The sequence below is a fragment of the Gimesia sp. genome (assembly GCF_048260065.1).
Taxonomy (GTDB): Bacteria; Planctomycetota; Planctomycetia; order Planctomycetales; family Planctomycetaceae; genus Gimesia.
In genome coordinates, this window is the sequence record NZ_JBLXHC010000006.1 from 145,232 (window position 1) to 163,957 (window position 18,726).

Consider the following 18,726-nt stretch of genomic DNA (forward strand, 5'->3'; position numbering starts at 1 on the left):
TGAGTTTCTCAATTAAAGTTGCGTGATCAGCGAAGTACTTCCATCAGGTTGAAACCGAACCGTTTCCCCCTGCTTCCATTGAATCCTGGGGAAAGTAGTTTGGAAATCAATGATCCGCGCCGCCAGATTATCCTGCGTCAGCCTGCGATAACCGGTATAACTGGTCGTCAGTCTGGGATTGATTTCGACCAGAACGGGTTCGTTCGGCGCATTGTCTGGTAAGAGAATATCAAAGCCGACATATCCCGCAAGCCCCGGCAGTAAATCGCAAACATGATTCACTAAATCATCAATGGCTGTTAACACACTGGATTCGAGATCCGCCGGGATGATGCCCCCCTGATACTGAAATCCGTGTTCCCAGCAGATCTGCTGCTCACCCGCCGGAAACAGTTCCCTTTGTCCCGCTCTGATCAGCGCCACGGTCGAAAGTGGCTTTCCTTTCAGAAAAGGCTGTAACAGAAATTGCTCCTCTGCAGTGATCAAGTCATTCCAGCGTTGCTGCAAACAGTTCTCATTTTCAAATGTCTCTAATCCCAGACCACCAGCGCCACACCGGTGTTTGATCAGACAGGGAACTGAAACCGCAGACGGAGACAGTTCTTCAGACAGTAAGCACGTCGGGATCGTGGGAAGCGAGCAGTCCTGCATCCATTGATAGAACTCCCATTTGTCGGCTGTTAACTGGAGCGTCTTAAGATCAGGGCCAGCGACTGTCGCTCCCCCATCCACAGCCAGCTGCGTTCGACGGAACAGCAGATCGTCAAACTCGGGTGCGATGATCAATACAGCATCCGCCATTTGACAGGCGGTCTTAAAGTTCTCACTTTCCTGCTCTGGAGTCGCGGCGCGGAAAACCTGTAATCGATCTCCCCGGATTGCTTCCTCGATCTCTGGTGATTTCAGGGAGAGATTCTGCTGCAGTCCTGTTATCACTTGAGTGTGCGGGAGCGCCAGCAGATCAGCCAGAACTGCTTCCAGCATGGCCGTCCCCTCGTTGAGTAAACCGGCCTCTGCCTCGCTCAGTTCACAGGCACCACTACAGAGATATTCAGACACAAAGATGTTCAAATTCGGTCCTGACCACATTTTTTGATACTGAAACAGGCTCCGTCAAATCCAACGGTCAGCTTTAAATTCAGTACAGCCGGTATCAATCATACGATACTGAAATCAGTTTCAGTCTAGAAACTCATCTCTGCTTTGTTAATTGCTCTGACCGATCATCTCGAAGTTTTTATTCTGTTTTATAGCAACAACCTGTTTCAGCGCAACTCTACTGATTCTGTCGAATGGATTGCTAGTGTCACAGTCATAATTCAGAGAGTCACCTTGACCGGAAGATTGAAGCTAAGCGTTTGATTTCCGTATGAATTCGCGCAATTACTATTCTCAAAATCCTGCAGATCGCTCCCTGTTGCACTCAAGTTTTCATGGTAAACTTTCAGTGTATCGTTTTGTTTTTAGCCAACAGGGAAATTTCATGCCGGGTAGCAGAATTCGGCTCTCCTCGGGAACCGTATCATTCCTACTGTTGCTGTTGACACTCTCGACAGCGGCCTGCTCTGCCCTTGCGCCCAGTCAACGTTCCTCCTGGAAACTGACAGATCCTCCCCCGCTGGACCCTCAGAATCAGCCATTAAACAGTCCACAACCACAGGCGGCTCCCCAGTCACGGGAAACGCAGCGCGTCAATCCGCAGCCCCAGCCTCGAACAAATCCACAAACGATTCCTCAAAGACAGCCGACAGCCCCTCAGCCCAAAGAAGAGCTGTTTTCCGTACCGGAATCGCTCAAACAGAATCAGCCCCCTCAACCGCGAGACCTGCCTGATCAGGTGATGCCGCGTCCCCAGTTGAGAGCACCGGATCTACAAAGCAGATCGAAGCCGGAAGCAAAACCGAAGCAGCCATCAGGCCCCATGATGACAGCACCGGCGACAGCAGGACCACTGGAGATGACCGTTGACGTTATCCCCAAGCGCCAGCTGGGAAGTGGCGCAACATTTTATCTGATTATCAAAAACACAAGTGATCGGTCCGTCAGGAATGTGCTGCTGGAATGCGAGTTTGATGCCGCCCTGATGTTCCCCGGTCGGCGTGAAAAGAAAATCGGACAGCGTCTGGGCACACTGCAGCCCGGCGAATCAAAAGAGATCTCACTGACTCTCTTCAGTGATGTCCTGGGCAGTCACTGCTGCCGCTTCCGGGCATTGGCCGACGGGGATGAACTGGTCTGGAAATCTGTCTGTGTCGAATATGAAAAGAAACAGCTGGACCTGTCCGTACTTGGCCCCTCGTCTCGCAGTATCGGCAGTCGAGCAGAGTACATCGTGAAACTTTCTAATGTGTCGGACGTGGATCTGAATAACATCCAGGTCTCCATCTCCTACGATTCCGCTCTGATCCCGCGCGAAGCGTCCATTGGTTCCACGCGGGAATCTGACCGGCTGACATGGTCGCTGGATACGATTCGTGTCGGTGAAGGCGTACAGTTGCAGGTCGAATTCGAATGTGAAGTCGCCGCTGAATACGCCTGCATGCGCGTCAACGTCACCAGCCCGGAGTTGCCCAATGAACAGGTTTCTGCCTGCCTGAAAGTCACTCCCGCATCAGGCGTGCTGGATGTGCAGGTCCGCGACACCAAAGACCCCATTGCCCGCGGCGAAGAGACGGTGTACGAAGTCAGTATTGAAAACCGGGGGCTCCAGCCAGCCAGAGACATCGTGCTTCAGGCAAAAATTCCGCGGATGTTCCGCGTCGTCTCTGTTGAAGCACACCAGGGAAATCAGAAGCTTAACCTCAGACCGGAAGTCAATCAGGACATCCTGCGTGTCTCTCCCGTTCGTGAACTTCCAGCCGATGCATTTCTAAAATATACCATTCTGGTCAAAGCGATCGGCTCTGGTGACGGCGAGTTTAATGTCACGATCACCGGCGCAGATGCCGAAAAACTGGAAACGCAAGTGACTGAAATCACGACAGTGAACCGTTAAGCAACACTGCTTGAAGTTAATCCTGTTTTACGTGTTCCGGAAAATCGCGTTGATAGCGTTTCACCAGGGCGTCCATGTCGGCGGGAACAATATAGATCTTCCCGCGAATGGTTTTTGTCTCTCCCGGTTGCAGTCCGCCTAAGCGAAAATCGGCATGCAGGCAGCGAATGACCCCTTGAAACAGTTCCTGATACGGTTCAAAAGCAGTAGCAAAAATCCATTGATTATTGCCACTGTAACAGCCAATCAAACCGTTACTGGGAACTTCTTCGCTTAACGGACGGGGATTCACATCGGTGCGAGGCACATTCAGTGGACACCAGACCTGCCCGGGAACATAACGTGCCTGCGTTGCCCAGTTGCGGGTCGGCATGAACGCCGGTTTGCCATCCAGAAACACGAACGATTTCTTGATGTAAGCGTATTTATCATCGGTCGTGGAAGCACCCAGGCCGGCAAATTCTCCCACGCGAATACAGGGTTGTGCCCAGTGGACTTCAGACCGCCTGTCGGTCGGATTGTGAGCCACCAGTTGAAAGTCGACCTCATCCCCCTTCGCAGTGATGGTATGCTGCACCGTCACGCCATCGGCGACCGTACATTTCAGCTTCAGAACGGTCCGGTCTTCGTTCAGGGAAATGGTCTGTGTCTCATGTTTGACGACCGTATGCTTTCCCCAGTCGGCATCCGTTGAATTCGCGCGACAGTACGCTTCCAGATAATTGATGGGAATCTTTCCCCCCGGAATATGATCGCCGTGAATCGTCAGCATATTTTTCTCACGCGAAAGCGTGAGACGCGGTTTCCCCTGTTCCTGACCGGTTGACTTTTCATTCCCCCAGCAAGAAGCATCAGTGAAACACAGGCAGGTAACAGCCAGAACTCCCAGCAGCAAAAGCGAATTCGCGAGCGACTTCATCACTTCCTCCGGTTTCCATTTCAATGTGTGTAACTGTCAGATCATCCTTTTAATATCACAATAGAAAAACAACCGGAGTGCAAGTCACACTCCGGTTGTTGAATCAGATTCGATTTGTCGACTCGGTTTAGACGAAGGGAGTCACACCGGGTGTCGCCACCTTCGGTTCCGGCAGTGACATCGTCATGTCGTATTTCTCGGGAGACAGGTCTTCCTTGGAATTCATCGCTTCTTCCCAGGTCAACGTCTTGCCTGTGTAGGCTGACATGCGGGCGATAATGCCCATCATGGAGCTGTTCGCCATGTACTCACCATTGTTGATGACTTCGCCGTTTCTGAGAGCCTTATACATCGCGTTATGTTCCAGCTGATGCATGTTGGTACGACGGCGGGCACCTTTCCAGGGATTCTTACCTTCGATCTGATATTTCATCAGCGTGGCAGTCCCTTCGGTACCCGATACCGTATCAACAAACAGGGAACTGCATCCCAGCTGATGACGTGTGGAGGCAACAAACTTCGCGCCGTTAGCATATTCGTAGACCGTGCTGAAGTGGTCAAAGATCTGACCGTAGTCTTCACCGGTTCGTGTCTGACGTCCACCTGTGCTGTAGCATCTGACGGGATACTCGCCCATAACCCAGGATTGTTTATCCAGCTCATGCACGAACTGTTCGGTGTTGAAGTCACCGGACAGCCAGGTGTAGTAATACCAGTTACGCATCTGGTACTCCATGTCTGACCATTCCGGTTTGCGTTTCACCATCTTGGCAACCCCACCCAGGTAGCGGGTACTGTGCATGGCGACGATATCGCCAATTCCGCCATTATGGATTTTATCGACCATCTCCTGCATCCCTGTTTCATATCGCCAGCAGAGACCGGAAACGATTGTGAGGTTTTTCTTTTTGGCTTCAGCCGTTGTTTTCAGTACCGAGCGAATTCCCGGCGCATCGACGGCAACCGGTTTTTCACAGAACACATGCTTGCCGGCATCAATACAGGCCTGCAGATGCTGTGGACGGAAATGAGGGGGGGTCGCCAGAATCACCAGATCCACGCCGGAATCAATCAGCTTCTGAAACGCATCAAAACCAACAAATTTATGCTCTGCATCAACTTTGACACGATCCTGAACTTCGGTCTTTTTCAGGTTCTGATAACTCTGTTCGAGCTGATCGCCAAAAGCGTCTGCCAGCGCGACCAGTTCGACATTGGAATCTGCCCGCAATGTCTGAGCAGCAGCCCCGGTTCCACGACCGCCACAACCTACCAGTCCGACTTTGATCAATTCTGTACTGGCAGCAAAAGCACCAGTAGTTAACGCAGGATTTACAACCAGTCCGGTTGTTGCCAGCGTGGTCAGAGACTGTTTCATAAATTTACGGCGGCTCTGATTCGGCTGTTGTTCAGATGCATTTTCGGACATGGAAAAGACCTTTCATTCAGTTGGTAGACAGGATCAGTATTCTGTATCTACTACGATCAATATTGTTGAAGAGCTAACTACAGGCAGGATTATTTTGAGGATGACCGCGCGCCAGCAAGGCTTCTTAACGATCTTTATTTATTATCAACTCTCAATCAGGCAAGATCAAGAGCACGATCCATGCGTTCCGAAATATCCTGCAATCTTTGGCGATCTCCTCCTTTGACTTCCGCAGTCGCCCAGCCTTGTGTGTACCCAATGTCACTTAAGGCTTTACGTATTTCAGGCCAGTTACAGTCCCCTTCCGTAATCTCAACCTGAAACCCTTTCCAGAGACCTTCGTCGACCTGCTTCTTGCGACTGTATTCTTTGATATCCAGTTTCACGATGCGGGGACCAAGAATGCGAATCCACTGTTCAGGCCAGCCGAAGCGTACGACATTTCCGACATCAAAATAGACGCCTGCCGCCGGGCTCTCCAGTTCATCAATGAAACGGGCCATCTCCAGCGGACTGAGCAGAAAATTGTTCCAGACATTTTCGACCAGCAGTCTGATTCCCTGCTGCTCTGCATAAGGAAGATGCTTTCGCAGCTTCGCCTGCTGCTGCTGATACACCACATCATAGGGATTCTTGTCGTCAACGCGGCCTGCGACAACCAGCACACTCGTGCCGCCATAATATTTTGCCTGATCGATCGAATCTTTCAGCTCATCGCGGCTGCTGTTCAGAAATCCGTGAACCTGCACTCCCGTTGCATCAATGGCCCGTCGTACTTCTTTAGGATTCACTTTGGAACGAAAATGAATTTCCGTCCCGTCAAATCCCAGATCTTTCAGCATCTTGAATTTATCGAGCACCGAAACGGGTTCCGTAATCATCTGATACTTCACCGCCTTTTTGATACGGGCTTCCGGTTTCCCCGGTGGCGTCTCAGCAGCAGACAACAGTTTTGATTGCGACAGCGTTCCAGCCAGCATCGCGACGGAAGTCTGTTTAAGAAACGTTCTGCGGGAAGTCTGAATTGACCTTCCAGAGATTTCACATTCCTGATTCTGCATGTTGTCATCCCTCTGTTTAAAATAAATCGGTTGAAGTCAACAGCACTGGACATCTTAAGACTGTCTGCTGTGATCCATTTTCTCAATTTTTCGCAGCCTCTTCTGTTTTTGGCTTGCGCTGCACTGTCACTTCGATTTCACCACGGTTATCCGCCAGTGCATTCCAGGCATCATTCAATCGAAAATAAATCGTTCCACTCACGGGGGCCATCCAGCTGGCCTGTGCACCCAGAGGATATTCTTTCAGAATCGCATTGGGATGAGTCAGTTTCATGTCCGGATCCGGTTGAATCATCATGATCAAACGCCCCAATGGCTGTCCCTTGAAGTATTGAAAGCTGATCCCATCCGCGGTGCTCTCCCAGGGTTTTGGTTCTTGAGCCAGCGTAAAGCGCCCGACTGCACTGATCTCATAGCTGACTCCCTGCTCGACACGAATTCCACTCGACTGCCAGCCCTGTTGACTGTTTACCTTAGTTGTCGCGCTGGAATCAGGCCGAAGCGTTTCACCTGCAGTAAATGTTACTGCCGCATTTTTGAAATCGTAGCCTGGTTGCAGATTGCGGGCGAACAGCATCCAGGCATCATTCAGGCTGGCATAATCATCCCCCAGCATGGCCTGGATTTTTTTCGAGAACTCGTTCCCCTGCATGTGATGAGCCAGCTCGCGAAATGGTTTCCCGTAGACGGGGTGCTTATCAAAAAACTGACATAAGGTCCAGGACCAGGCATAGGCTTCATTATTGTATATAAAATTAGCCGGATGAAATTGCATGACGTCCTGCAACGGTCTGGGAGGTGCCTGTTCTACCACTTCTTGAATCAGAGTGATCCGTCCCAGTCCACCAAAATCATTTTTATTATGTGGCATCACGTTGAAATGAATCTTACCGTCAGCATCTGTAGTATGGGTTGCCATGGATTCTGCGATGCCCTCCAGATACCAGACCGGAGCACCAATGTCCCCCATAATCATGCTGTAACAGTGCGTGTATTCATGAATCATCAGATGTCTGAGATAATAGGGCTGACTCTGGGCGTCCATCCAGAACTGTGCTCCCTGATGCCGACCATTCACAATTGCCGGAAGGGAATCCAGAATCACCCCCGCTTCCTTGAACAGATCCCGGTTCTGCATGATGTATCCGGTGACCTGAAACTCGGTCCCTTCGCGATTGGGAGGCAGCGGACCAAAATAGTTAACCAGCGCAGCATAAGCCTGATCGATGACCGGCGGCAGTGTCCTGGCAATCTCCGGATCAATATCGGTATACAGCTTCAGCCGCGGAGATTTGTAACAGTGAATCCCCAATAACTCCAGACGTTGATTATTATGGATGGGCCGCTGATCACTGGGGCGGTAGAGCATCTGATCCGGTTCCGGTCGATTGGAACTGGCAGCCGTTGTCGGTGCGGGAGTTTTCTTCGGCTGCGGGCTATCCGGTTTTGCTGTTTCCGCCGAAACCGGTTTTTTCGTTCCCGAAGTTTCAGCTGGCGGATCAGCCACGACAACCACGGTTTCTTCAGCAGCCTGCGGCGTCTTTTTTTCAGAACCGCATGCGGTAAGCAGACAGGCAGCGATTGCCAGCAGACAATAAGCGTGGCATCTGAAACCATCCGACATGGAAACAAGTCTATTCATATCAACTATCGTGTTCAGTTTGTGTTTCGGGTTGGAATCAACGCTGATCGACCTGACTATTGTGACTGATTACACGACTGGAGTCGAGGAACAATTCAATGTGTGCCTGAGTTGATCAATCTGAGCATTTATATCAGAATGATCAGAACAGTTCCTGATGGCTGAAATAGCAGCTGTATCTGATCTTACGTAAGATCAGTGCCGAATGGTGAATCGTTTCTTCGTTTTTCTTACACAGGATCAGCTCCATGAGTGCTTTTCGTTACAGTCTGAATGCCAGCACAATCCGTACGACTCCTCTGCTTGAAAAAATCAGCGTGACGGCAGAAGCCGGTTATGAAGGGATTGAACTCTGGTTTGATGAAGTCGAAGAGTATCTGGCTGCGGGGGGAACACTGGATACGATTTCTGCTGCCATTCAGAAATCGGGGCTGGCCATTCCTACCATGATCATGCTCCGCGACTGGTGGTCTGCTTCTGAAGAAGATTACCCGGCTGTGTTTGAAACCTGTCTGAAACGCATCAGGATCGCAGCTCAACTGGGAGCGGAATACGTCATTGCCTGTCCGCATCGTGAAGTCCCCGATTACGATCTCGGCGGCAAACGCTATCGGGAACTGCTTGAAGCCGGTATCGAAGCAGGCGCCAAACCGGCAGTCGAATTCCTGGGCTTCGTCGAAGCCGTCACAAAAATCGAAGACGCGTTGCAGGTCGTCGAAAAATCGGGACATCCCCAGGCGACCCTGGTTCTCGATCCGTTTCATGTATTCCGTGGCGGTGGCAGCATGGAAACGATCTCCCAACTGAAACCGGAACAGATCGCGATTTCCCATTTCAACGACGCCGTCGATACGATTCCCCGTGAAGAACAGATGGACCCGGATCGAGTATTACCCGGTGATGGTCACGTCGACCTGACCCGTTACTGCCAGCTCTTAAAACAGATCGGCTTTAACGGCTGGCTTTCACTGGAACTGTTCCGCGACGATCTCTGGCAGCAGGACCCGCTCAGTGTCGCCCGACTCGGTCTGGAACGCATGCAGACGATTGCCGAAAACGCCTGATTCGTCTCGCCACACTGGTTTGTATTCATCGATATCGATATTTAGTCTTTCCGGCTGGCTGCGACAAAATCGGCCAGTGTGTCCAGATTCCGGATGAAGACGCGGGTATCAATGATGCGCAGATTCTCTTTGTCCGATGCCTTGAGATCCCCCTGTCTCAACCAGGCTCCCTCTGAGTTCAGGGAATCGATGGCTGATTTTGCCTTTGCCGTCAACGAAGGGGTTAAACGAACGCGACGTGTGGGAAATCGCATGGAAGCCAGTTTCTCAGGTGAATCATCCAGCAGCCTCTGGTAACGGCCTTCGAGTGAATCGACCCCCGATTTAATAATGAAACCGTAATGGGTTGGCAGATCATTGTCTTTGTACGTCAACTGATACTTCTTCGTAAAATACAACGGACGATTGGTTTTCAGCTCATAGAACCGGGCCAGTTTTCCATCAGGCAGTTCCGACTTCTTTAAATATGCCAGTGCCGGCGGAATGGGCTTCAGATATTTTTTATCGCCTGTATAAATATAGATCTGCATCAGAGTTTTAATAATGCCCTGTGACTCGCCACCGGTTACGGCAGGAGGTTCGAACTTCCGGGCCCAGGCTGGTTGCATCTGGCTGTTATACTGCTGTGCCCACGCTGGTTGGGGTTCGGGCATCTGCGCCAGGATGATAAAGTCTCCGGCTTTCAATGCAGCCTGCTGATAGCGTTGATCCTGGTACACGTGATGTGCCAGAAACATGACGCCTACCAGATCTTCAATCAGATTGTCGTTGAACGTGTAGTAATCGAGATATTTTTTCTTAGGGAATTCACGTGACCAGCTTTCCGGATAATTCGCTTTGATGACCGGGTAATCTTTGGGATCAGGCGGACTGTCGAACCGTTGCGGCCAGCCTCCATTAGGATACTGGGCTTTCAGCAATGCATTCAGCGCATACATGGTTGCTTCGTGAATGGGTTGATCTTTGAATTTCAGTTCCTGATCGATCAGAATTAAGAACTGTAAGGCAGCCTGTGTTGTATTATCATCCAGTGTGGTGGTATTGCGTGCTTTGGACCCGCCTCCATTCACCCGATACTGATAGGCTTTCCGATCTTCGAAATCGATAAAATAATTCCAGCCCCCCGATTTCAACTGACCATTGACCAGCGCCATCGCCGCTGCTTTTGCTGCTTCCAGTAAATACGGTTCTCCCGTTTTCTGATAGGCATTCAGATAAGCTTGACCTACACTGGGTGTTCCCGGAGGCTGAACCCAGACACGGGAAGCAGGCGCCTGATTTTCCCCTTCCCGTTCTTTGAGATCCTGACTGTACAGCCAGAGATAACCGCCTTCAGTGGAGACCTGGCTTCTAAAATATTTCGTTGCCTTCTGCATGGCCTGTCGTGCCGCTGCCTCCGTCACTTCTGCACTCCGAAGTTCATCAGCGATCACAGAGCAGAAAACGAAGCAGATACAGAACAACAGACAGATTCTCACCAGGGAGCGCGTTTCCGACATGAACCACAGTTCCTTTTCACAATAGTTGTATGACAGGCAGGAATAAATCATCGTACAGCAAACAGAAATTAAACGAAAGCAACGCCTTTTCTTAACTTCCCTCAGTAATAAGCGGTTCAATTTCCAAGGCACAGTGGGTTGCGTCAGCGACAATTCTATGTAATGCTCGTACCCATTTATGAAGATTCATCTAAGATTTTCCCGGAGAAGCGCTTATGTTGGAAAACTATCCTTTTGTGATCCTTGGCATCGGGATTGCCATTGTCATCGGCATGATTATTTTTCTGAGGATCAATGCTTTTCTGGCATTGATCACAGCTGCCATGGCAGTCAGTCTGCTGGGGCCTGAATCTGCCGAGGGAATTAATCGCATGAAACGGGTCGCGATCGCGTTCGGTGACTCTGTTTCCGGAATCGGCATCGTCATTGCGCTGGCCGCGATCATCGGTAAATGCATGATGGATAGTGGCGCAGCAGACAGAATTGTGCGCACTTTTCTCAAGGCATTAGGTGAAAAGAATGCTTCGTTTGCGCTGATGGGAAGTGGCTTTGTCCTCGCTGTGCCGGTCTTTTTTGATACGGTCTTCTATCTGTTGATTCCTTTAGCACGTTCACTGTACCGCAGCACACAGCGAAACTACCTGTTGTATATCATGGCGATCGCCGCCGGTGGTGCCATCACCCACACACTGGTTCCTCCGACCCCCGGTCCTCTGGCGATGGCAGAATACCTGGGTGTTGACCTGGGAAAAATGATCTTTGTCGGCGTACTGGTCGCTTTACCGGCTGCACTGGTTGGCATCCTGTATGGAAAGTTTTCCAATCACATGATGGACATTCCGATGCGGGACGTCGCCGAACATAAAGAACCAGATCCACTTGAAGAGCACGAACTCCCTTCACTGATTGTTTCATTGCTTCCGATTGTACTGCCGGTGTTGATGATTACCGCCAATACGCTCGTCAATTCACTCGTCGATGCCAAGATTGGTCCCCAGAAGTTTCTGACCAGTATCGCCCCTTATACGACGATCATTGGTGATGCTAACTTCGCGCTATTAATCGCGACGGCGATCTCTCTGATCATCCTGCTGAGACAACGCAGTATGACACTACTGCAGTTAAGTGCTACCGTTGAACAGGCACTGATGAGTGGCGGCGTGATTATTCTGATTACTGCAGGCGGAGGAGCCTTTGGTAAAATGCTGACCGTGGCCAAAATCGGTCCCGCTATTCAGGAGATGTTCAGCACCGAATCTGGTGGAACGGGGTTGAGCTTTCTGTTTCTGGGCTTTGGAATCGCCGCCCTGTTGAAAGTGGCACAAGGCTCCAGTACCGTTGCAATGATTACGACTTCGGCGATGCTGTCAGCCATGCTGACTACGACCAGTGTAGATCCAATCCCCCTTGGGTTTGATCCGGTCTACCTGGCAACAGCGATAGGTGCCGGCTCGTTAATCGGATCCTGGATGAATGACAGCGGTTTCTGGATCTTCTGTAAGATGAGCGGCCTGACCGAGGCGGAGGCCCTCAAATCCTGGACGCCACTGCTGTTTGTGATGGGATGTACGAGTATGGCGACGACGATCCTGCTTTCCATGGTCTGGCCGATGTCGTAACGCTTTTCTTGCGAACAGCTTTACATTGCTGCAAACACGGTCTACTCTGAATGGAAGTCCCGATGATATTCAGACTCATGATTTCCTATTAACCGGAGTCCGGAGATGAGCGAGTTGTTTCCGCAGTGCGAGATTGTTCCCCAACCCGATTCTCAGTTCTCGTTTCGGATTCAGGGGCAGGAACGGATGCGCTGGCATTTTGGGTCTCATTACTCCCGTCCGTTTTTCTATCCACTGACAGGCCCTGCAGGCATCCCGCTCACCCGGATCGGCCATCCCGGCGCCCCTAATCATGACCATCATCGATCGGTCTGGTTCGCCCATCATCAGGTGCTGGGAATCAATTTCTGGGCGGAAGATACGGGGGCTCAGATCACACAAAAACGCTGGCTGTCCATCGATGAAGCCGACGACGAAGCGATTCTGGCGGTGGAACTGGAATGGCGTGACGGTCATGATCCTCAGCCACTACTCAGGCAGGAACTGATCTCTGCAATCCGTACGAACGAGAAACAGGAACTGTTTCTGGAACTGCAGACGACATTTTATCCAACCGCGGAGTCCCTGGAGTTTCAGAAAACCAATTTTGGATTTCTGGCAGTGCGTGTCGCGAAATCCATTTCCAGTTATTTTGGTGCAGGAAAAATCACGAACAGTCGTCAGCAGACCGGTGAAAAAGAAATCTTCGGTAAACCGGCTGAGTGGATGGATTATTCAGGCCCTGTCAAACCTGATCTCACAGAAGGGATTACTTATTTTTATCACCCCCAAAACCCCGTCGCGGCATCAGAAGGTCCGGTCTCCTGGCATGTCCGCGAAGATGGCTGGATGGGAGCATCTCCCTGCATGCATGGTCCTCTGGAGACGACTCGAAAGAATCCGTTGACGTTCCAGTTTCTGTTGCATGCACATTCAGGAGAGATCAATCACAATGCGGCAAACAGAGTTTATCAGCAATTCTCAGCAAGTCTGCCTTACCAGTTGCGCAAGCCGGACAAGAAACACACCAGCGCAACCGTCAGTCGAAAACTTCCCGGTAAGTAAATTTACCAGATGAATTCTAAACCGCCCGTAATACCATCGGCAGAGAACTTGGAATGATTTTGACGGACTTTAGTACCCGTTGCCGGAACTGTCGAGGTTCGATCTTCGTTGTAGTCAATGATATCGTACGCACGAGAAATCTGACTGATATTCAGGTAATCATATCCAACAAAACAACGGATATGCTCATTCAGATGCAGCTTGGCGTATAATGTAAGCTGAAAGGTAGGTGAAAATTCATTATTTTTCTGTACGGAAACAATGACAGGATCGGAAGCCTCAAACAGTTGATCTGTTCGCACCTGATCTGTATCCCGGTTGAAGCCGAAGGTAAATTTCGGTTCTGCACCAATCGTAAACCGCTTGTGTCTGTATTCTACCCGGGCACCGATACTGGGTCCGAACACCCGGTTTTCGACTTTTGAATAGATGGTTGTTGTACGAGGTGTTCCGATTCCGCCACCTGAATCCACGCCAACCTGGTTCATCGTTTCACGCAGACTGATGAAACGAAAACCAAACAGAGGTTGCATCCGGAATCCTTCTCCTGGCAGATAAGGGTCCAGAATATAATTCACACCGGTACCGAACATCTCGGTATCCAGATTCACGGTATAACTTGTGTCGTACACATTCGTGTTGGAAGCCGGATCATCATTGATCGTGAAGTTGGTCACAACGACCAGATCATCATCGGGAATCGAATTCGACTGTGTTGCGTAAATGGAAGCGGTGGGACGTGTGGATTCATTCTTAAAGATTCCCCAGGTGTTCCACTCAATCGCTCCCTGCTCGACAGGAAACGCTAAAGTAGCCCGCATCCCGTTCGTATCCATTGAGCTATCCGAATAATTCAAAGCGACACCATCACCACGTGCAATACCTGTGGAACGGTCAAAGACAGGGTTAGGCTCAGTCGGATCCGTAACTCCCAGGATCGGTGCACTCAATAATACGTTATCCGGTCCATCCAGTGACCAGTGCAGATATTCCAGTTTCAGTGACGAGGAACGAAACATGCCTTTAATCGATTTATCAATGGGAGAGTCATAGGTCCATCCTCGATCGACAGGCAACTGGCGTACCAGTGATCTGGAATAGGTGTTGACTCCTGAGAACAGGCCTGAGTCATCAATAATTTCCTCATCCACCATGTCGGCATCGCCATGCATGACGTATTCAGTCGTGCCATCATCGGCTGCTACTTTAGGCATCCCGACAGGCAAGCCGGTCGAGCACAGCAACACCAGTAGTGCACTCAGTCTGAATGGAGTAATCATCATTACTTTCCAGGATGTGCGACTCATCGATTAAAACCTTGAATTTTGGATTAAAACACACAAGAGTGTTCTTAAACATGAAACTTACTTAGGTATTTGTCTTACGGCAGCAGGAATCCGTTCAAGCTGATCTGGCCGTCAAAGGTACCACCACCAGGATTAAACAGGATGAAGCTGTTATTGTTTCCGACAGTTGTGACATTCACGATATTGTTAACACCGGTTCCCAGTGTCAGTGGTCCATTGGTCATCGCGTTGAATCCAACTGCGGTTTCGTTAGCAAAGACAGATCCATCGAATAATCCGATGGTATTCGCATCGATAATGACTGAAGAATTGGTCGCATTGATCAGATCAAAGAAGATACCATCACCACCGCTGGCAGTCATATTGATGAAGTTATTGTCAATTTGCACGTTGGAATTTGCGGCCAGATCCAGGAAGCGAATCCCGGTTGAACCGACTCCAGCCATCACGATACCCTGATCAAGATTGCTTGTAATCAGAATATTTGATGGTCCTTCTGTCGAAACCTGGATACCTTCGCTGTTTGTACCTGCGATAGTAAAGTTATTATTATTGCTTACCTGCAGAGTCAGCAGATCAGCCAGGTCATTGCTGGTAGCATCAATGTTAATCCCCTGGTTATTTGTGGCTCCAGTTCCGATAAATGTATTTGCGTTAGAAACAAGGATTGTCTGGGGGCCTTCCCAGATTACACTTAAACCGGCAGTATCGGAGACACTGTTAGTGATACTGTTCCCCTCAAGATTCACAGATAAGAATGAGTCATCCAGAAGACCTCCCGATTGAATGCGAATCGCATCGGCACTGTCATCTGTAATCGTGTTGTTTTGCAGGATAATTGTGAACGCATCATCGTCTGTATCAGTCAGTTCAATATTGGCCAGGTAATCAATGGAATGCTCAGTGGCATCGGTACCGTTATCCAGCAGTTCCGAATCGGTCATCTGGAATGTGCGACCATTGATAATTCGGATACCATCGCCGAGCGAATCTTCAACTCGCACACGAGCCAGGTTCACACGTGGGCCATCGTCAACATCTGTTTCATGCCATTCGATACCGGAAACGGTTGGGATCTGAATTTCCAGTCCGTCCAGATTGACGCGTCCGATGTCTTCCATCCAGACACCATGAGTGGCTGAGGTGATAGTACCACCAGAATCGATGGTGGCACCATCCCCGGCAATCGAGAATAGACCGGGGGTACGCACCAGACGAATACCGGCACTGTTCAGATAGAAGGCATTATCACCAGTACTGCTGACTGTATTCAAGTCAGGACCGTTTGTGGGTCCTGCCGTGACGGAGGTCAGATTCAATGAAAGACTGGAATCTTCGATATCAATCGCTGCTGCATCGGTCACCGTAATGATACCACCTGAGGAACTCAAAGTTCCTGCGTTATCATTGGCAATAAATGCCAGGTTATCGATCGCAGTGATATTCAAGTCACCGAAATCCACGTTACCCGGGTTATCATGCACGTAGAGGCCAACGGGAGCAGTCACAATCGGATAGGAAGCAGGCGTCGTATAAGCTACGCTGTTGGCTGAAATATTCAACGAACCGAAACTGACAATCGGGGTGTTGTTGAGAATGTGGACCACAGGCACAGTCGCATTAGTGGTACCGGTTACAGTTGTGTTATTAAAGGAAACGGAACCGGCTGTTCCCCCCTGTCCTGCATTATCGATATACAGGACAGAGCTGGTTGTGCTATTGTTGGAGAGCACCATATTACCCATCCTGATGACTGGACTGTCATCAAGTACGATAAATGCTTCATTCGTTGTTCCGGAAATGGTTGTCGTTCCCGAGACACTGAAGGTACCTGTGTTCCCGCCAGCATTGAACGAGATCCCTTCGCCGGCACTGCCTAAGATTCCAATATTCCCGCCGAATGAGATATTTCCTGAAGTATTGTTGATATCAATACCATGATCGGTTGCCAGTGAAGTCCCATCGGAGATCGTTGTATTTCCGACGACAGACATATTCCCTGCCAGATTCTCTACAAGGATACCAGTACTGTTTCGGCTCACGATGTTGATATCCTGCATTTGAAAGACCCCCGAGTAATCCTCAACGAAGATGCTCGCACCGGTAGCAGAATCAATGACGGTAGCAGCCTGGGCGGTATTTCTGATTGTGACAACGGCGTTAGCAGATCCTCCGGTCACATGAATCCCTTCATTCGTACTGCCCGTAATTGTAACGTTATCCAACACGGCACCACCGCCGATGTTATTGATCAGAACGCCCTGACTGCTTGTGTCATTGATCAGAGACGCTGTCATATTAACTGAACCGCCTGTCGTATTTTGAATCAATACGGCTCGCCCTGCTCCCGTATTCGTGATGGTACCTGATTCGTAGCGAATCAGTGGATCGCCGCCATCGACGACAAACGCATCACCGGCGGAGTTCGTCACGTTTGTAGTTAAAAAGGCCAGGCTGCCAGAAGTACTGTTCAGGTAGATGCCTTCATCAACAGCGTTGTTGACATCGACGTAATTGACAGTCGTTTCTGAAACCCCGATACCGACGATACCGCGTGCAGAAGGATTATTCAGAATGAAACCGGAGAATTCACTGTCTGATGCCAGGATCACACCATCGCCAACAGTATCGTTAAACGTAGGTCTGACAAGACTGTTGGGCCGGAGTGAACTTCCATAGAGGGGTGAGTTTGGTAGTAACTTTGAGCCAAATCCCTGAATATCAAAGTAGTGATCCACTCCCTGTCCTTCACCCAGAATCCGGTCACCGGACACAAGCGTGATTGGTGAAGCATTAGTATATTCGCTGCCAGCATGGGTGAAGATAATATCTCTGTCCGGCCCCGCTTGCGCGTCCGGGATGGTCTGATAAGGATCGAGAACACTACCGGTTCCACCAGGCGAAGCATACGAGTCTACGTGCGAAACCGTCCAGGGCAGCCCGGTTGCAGGGTTAATTGCCACCAGGCCGGAATCAACGACTTTACTCTGTTCGATTACGACGTTGTAGTTTTTACGAATCCGTTCTGCCATGCGATACATTTGAGTGGATTTTTCCATTTCGTTCCACTCGGGTCGACCCGCAAACGTCCAGGTCACATTGAAAAACACATTGGTATTAAATGTATCATCGCTTGTGATGCTGAGTTCTGTCAGAACATTCGGTAAAGGATAGGCCTGCAAACGACCACGCCAACCCCAGACATCCTGACTGTCGGTTGCCTGGAATCCATAGGTACCTGCGTAAGCGCGTGCCTGGAATTGCTGCGCAAGATCCCCCCAGATGGGAACCCCGATTTCGGCATCGAAACCACGCATCGCTTTTCCAATGGTCCGCGTTTGATCATACAGAATATTAAAACCAGAGTATCTCTGGCTGCCTTCATTAAATTCCAGGTTCAACTGCTGACGGCGATTTCCGATTGGGAGATAAAAGTTTCCGTTGGCATCCCAGTAGCGTCCCATGGTTTCGACGTTCAATGCCAGTTGCTGGAAAATTTTATCCGTTGAATCATCACGATCGTAGTAGAAACTGGCACCGAAGATCCGGTCAGTATCATAATTGTAGAAACGATAGCCCAGGCCAGCTCCACCACCAAGATTACCGCGATTTGTTCTCCACAGACGAAAGTTACCAAACATCATCCCGGCATCATCCGGGTTTTTGGTATGAGTAAACAGGTAAGGCATGGCTTCAATATGAGAGATGGATTCGTCCAGACCAACAGTTTTACCTGCCTGATGACCTACTCGAAAGAGTGTTCCCATTCCATTACCCGGCACGACCGATGAAATTCCATCAAGCGTATCTGTCGTCTCTGATCCGTCAGCAATGATCGTCGGAAACTCGACTTCATCCTCGGCTAATAATGTTCCTGACATGGCGGAGATCGCCAGAACGATTACGCCGGCAATCAGGCGAAATGCAATTTTCATAAATCGTCCAGAATAGCTTGATGTCAACACAGGCATCTGTTTCACCTCGTCAAAGCACGCTGAGTGCATTTTGGCGTTTTCGTCCCGGTTTGTTCTATTTTGATCTGTCATGAATTTGTTTTGATCTATGACAATTTTTTCAGGAAAATCCATGAGATTATCTCAACAAGTAATCTTCTGAATTCGGTAATGAGCCTGGGAGCAATCTCCGC

General features: G+C 49.9%; 12 protein-coding genes. 4 read left to right on the forward strand and 8 right to left on the reverse strand.

The window, feature by feature from the left end:
- Window positions 1–12: 12 nt before the first annotated feature.
- Window positions 13–1,071, reverse strand: a complete 1,059-nt coding sequence (locus ACN0YN_RS13280; protein ID WP_417385502.1) for an ATP-grasp domain-containing protein — start codon at window positions 1,069–1,071, stop codon at window positions 13–15.
- 412 nt (window positions 1,072–1,483) lie between these two features.
- Between ACN0YN_RS13280 and ACN0YN_RS13285 the strand changes: the two genes are divergently transcribed.
- Window positions 1,484–2,995: a hypothetical protein gene (locus tag ACN0YN_RS13285; protein WP_417385503.1), complete on the forward strand. Its 1,512-nt coding sequence runs from the start codon at window positions 1,484–1,486 to the stop codon at window positions 2,993–2,995.
- A 16-nt stretch (window positions 2,996–3,011) separates the two neighbouring features.
- On the opposite strand, the gene ACN0YN_RS13290 is transcribed toward ACN0YN_RS13285, so the two are convergent.
- From ACN0YN_RS13290 to ACN0YN_RS13305, 4 genes are all read right to left on the reverse strand, one after another.
- Window positions 3,012–3,914 carry a hypothetical protein gene (locus ACN0YN_RS13290; protein WP_417385504.1) on the reverse strand — a complete coding sequence of 301 codons (903 nt, stop codon included), beginning with the start codon at window positions 3,912–3,914 and terminating at the stop codon, window positions 3,012–3,014.
- 127 nt (window positions 3,915–4,041) lie between these two features.
- Window positions 4,042–5,343: a Gfo/Idh/MocA family protein gene (locus ACN0YN_RS13295; protein ID WP_417385505.1), complete on the reverse strand. Its 1,302-nt coding sequence runs from the start codon at window positions 5,341–5,343 to the stop codon at window positions 4,042–4,044.
- 155 nt (window positions 5,344–5,498) lie between these two features.
- Complete coding sequence (locus tag ACN0YN_RS13300; protein WP_417385506.1) at window positions 5,499–6,404, reverse strand: sugar phosphate isomerase/epimerase family protein; 906 nt, start codon at window positions 6,402–6,404, stop codon at window positions 5,499–5,501.
- 82 nt (window positions 6,405–6,486) lie between these two features.
- Window positions 6,487–8,046, reverse strand: a complete 1,560-nt coding sequence (locus tag ACN0YN_RS13305; protein WP_417385507.1) for a hypothetical protein — start codon at window positions 8,044–8,046, stop codon at window positions 6,487–6,489.
- Window positions 8,047–8,294: 248 nt separating this feature from the next.
- On the opposite strand from ACN0YN_RS13305, the gene ACN0YN_RS13310 reads away from it, so the two are divergent.
- The gene (locus ACN0YN_RS13310; protein ID WP_417385508.1) at window positions 8,295–9,110 is read left to right on the forward strand and encodes a sugar phosphate isomerase/epimerase family protein; all 816 of its coding nucleotides are present in this window, start codon (window positions 8,295–8,297) and stop codon (window positions 9,108–9,110) included.
- Between the two features lie 41 nt (window positions 9,111–9,151).
- Here the strand turns inward: ACN0YN_RS13310 and ACN0YN_RS13315 are convergent, their stop codons facing one another.
- Window positions 9,152–10,609, reverse strand: a complete 1,458-nt coding sequence (locus ACN0YN_RS13315) for a pectate lyase (RefSeq protein WP_417385509.1) — start codon at window positions 10,607–10,609, stop codon at window positions 9,152–9,154.
- A gap of 215 nt (window positions 10,610–10,824) precedes the next feature.
- Between ACN0YN_RS13315 and ACN0YN_RS13320 the strand changes: the two genes are divergently transcribed.
- Both ACN0YN_RS13320 and ACN0YN_RS13325 read left to right on the forward strand, forming a co-directional pair.
- Window positions 10,825–12,228: a GntP family permease gene (locus tag ACN0YN_RS13320; RefSeq protein WP_417385510.1), complete on the forward strand. Its 1,404-nt coding sequence runs from the start codon at window positions 10,825–10,827 to the stop codon at window positions 12,226–12,228.
- Between the two features lie 105 nt (window positions 12,229–12,333).
- On the forward strand, window positions 12,334–13,272 hold the full coding sequence (locus tag ACN0YN_RS13325; protein ID WP_417385511.1) for a PmoA family protein: 939 nt from the start codon (window positions 12,334–12,336) through the stop codon (window positions 13,270–13,272).
- A 2-nt stretch (window positions 13,273–13,274) separates the two neighbouring features.
- Here ACN0YN_RS13325 and ACN0YN_RS13330 read toward each other — a convergent pair whose 3' ends face one another.
- Together ACN0YN_RS13330 and ACN0YN_RS13335 are read right to left on the reverse strand one after the other, a co-directional pair.
- Entirely contained in the window at window positions 13,275–14,579 is a 1,305-nt protein-coding gene (locus ACN0YN_RS13330; RefSeq protein ID WP_417385512.1) for a BBP7 family outer membrane beta-barrel protein, read from the reverse strand.
- Between the two features lie 74 nt (window positions 14,580–14,653).
- On the reverse strand, window positions 14,654–18,514 hold the full coding sequence (locus ACN0YN_RS13335) for a beta strand repeat-containing protein (protein WP_417385513.1): 3,861 nt from the start codon (window positions 18,512–18,514) through the stop codon (window positions 14,654–14,656).
- Window positions 18,515–18,726: the final 212 nt, after the last annotated feature.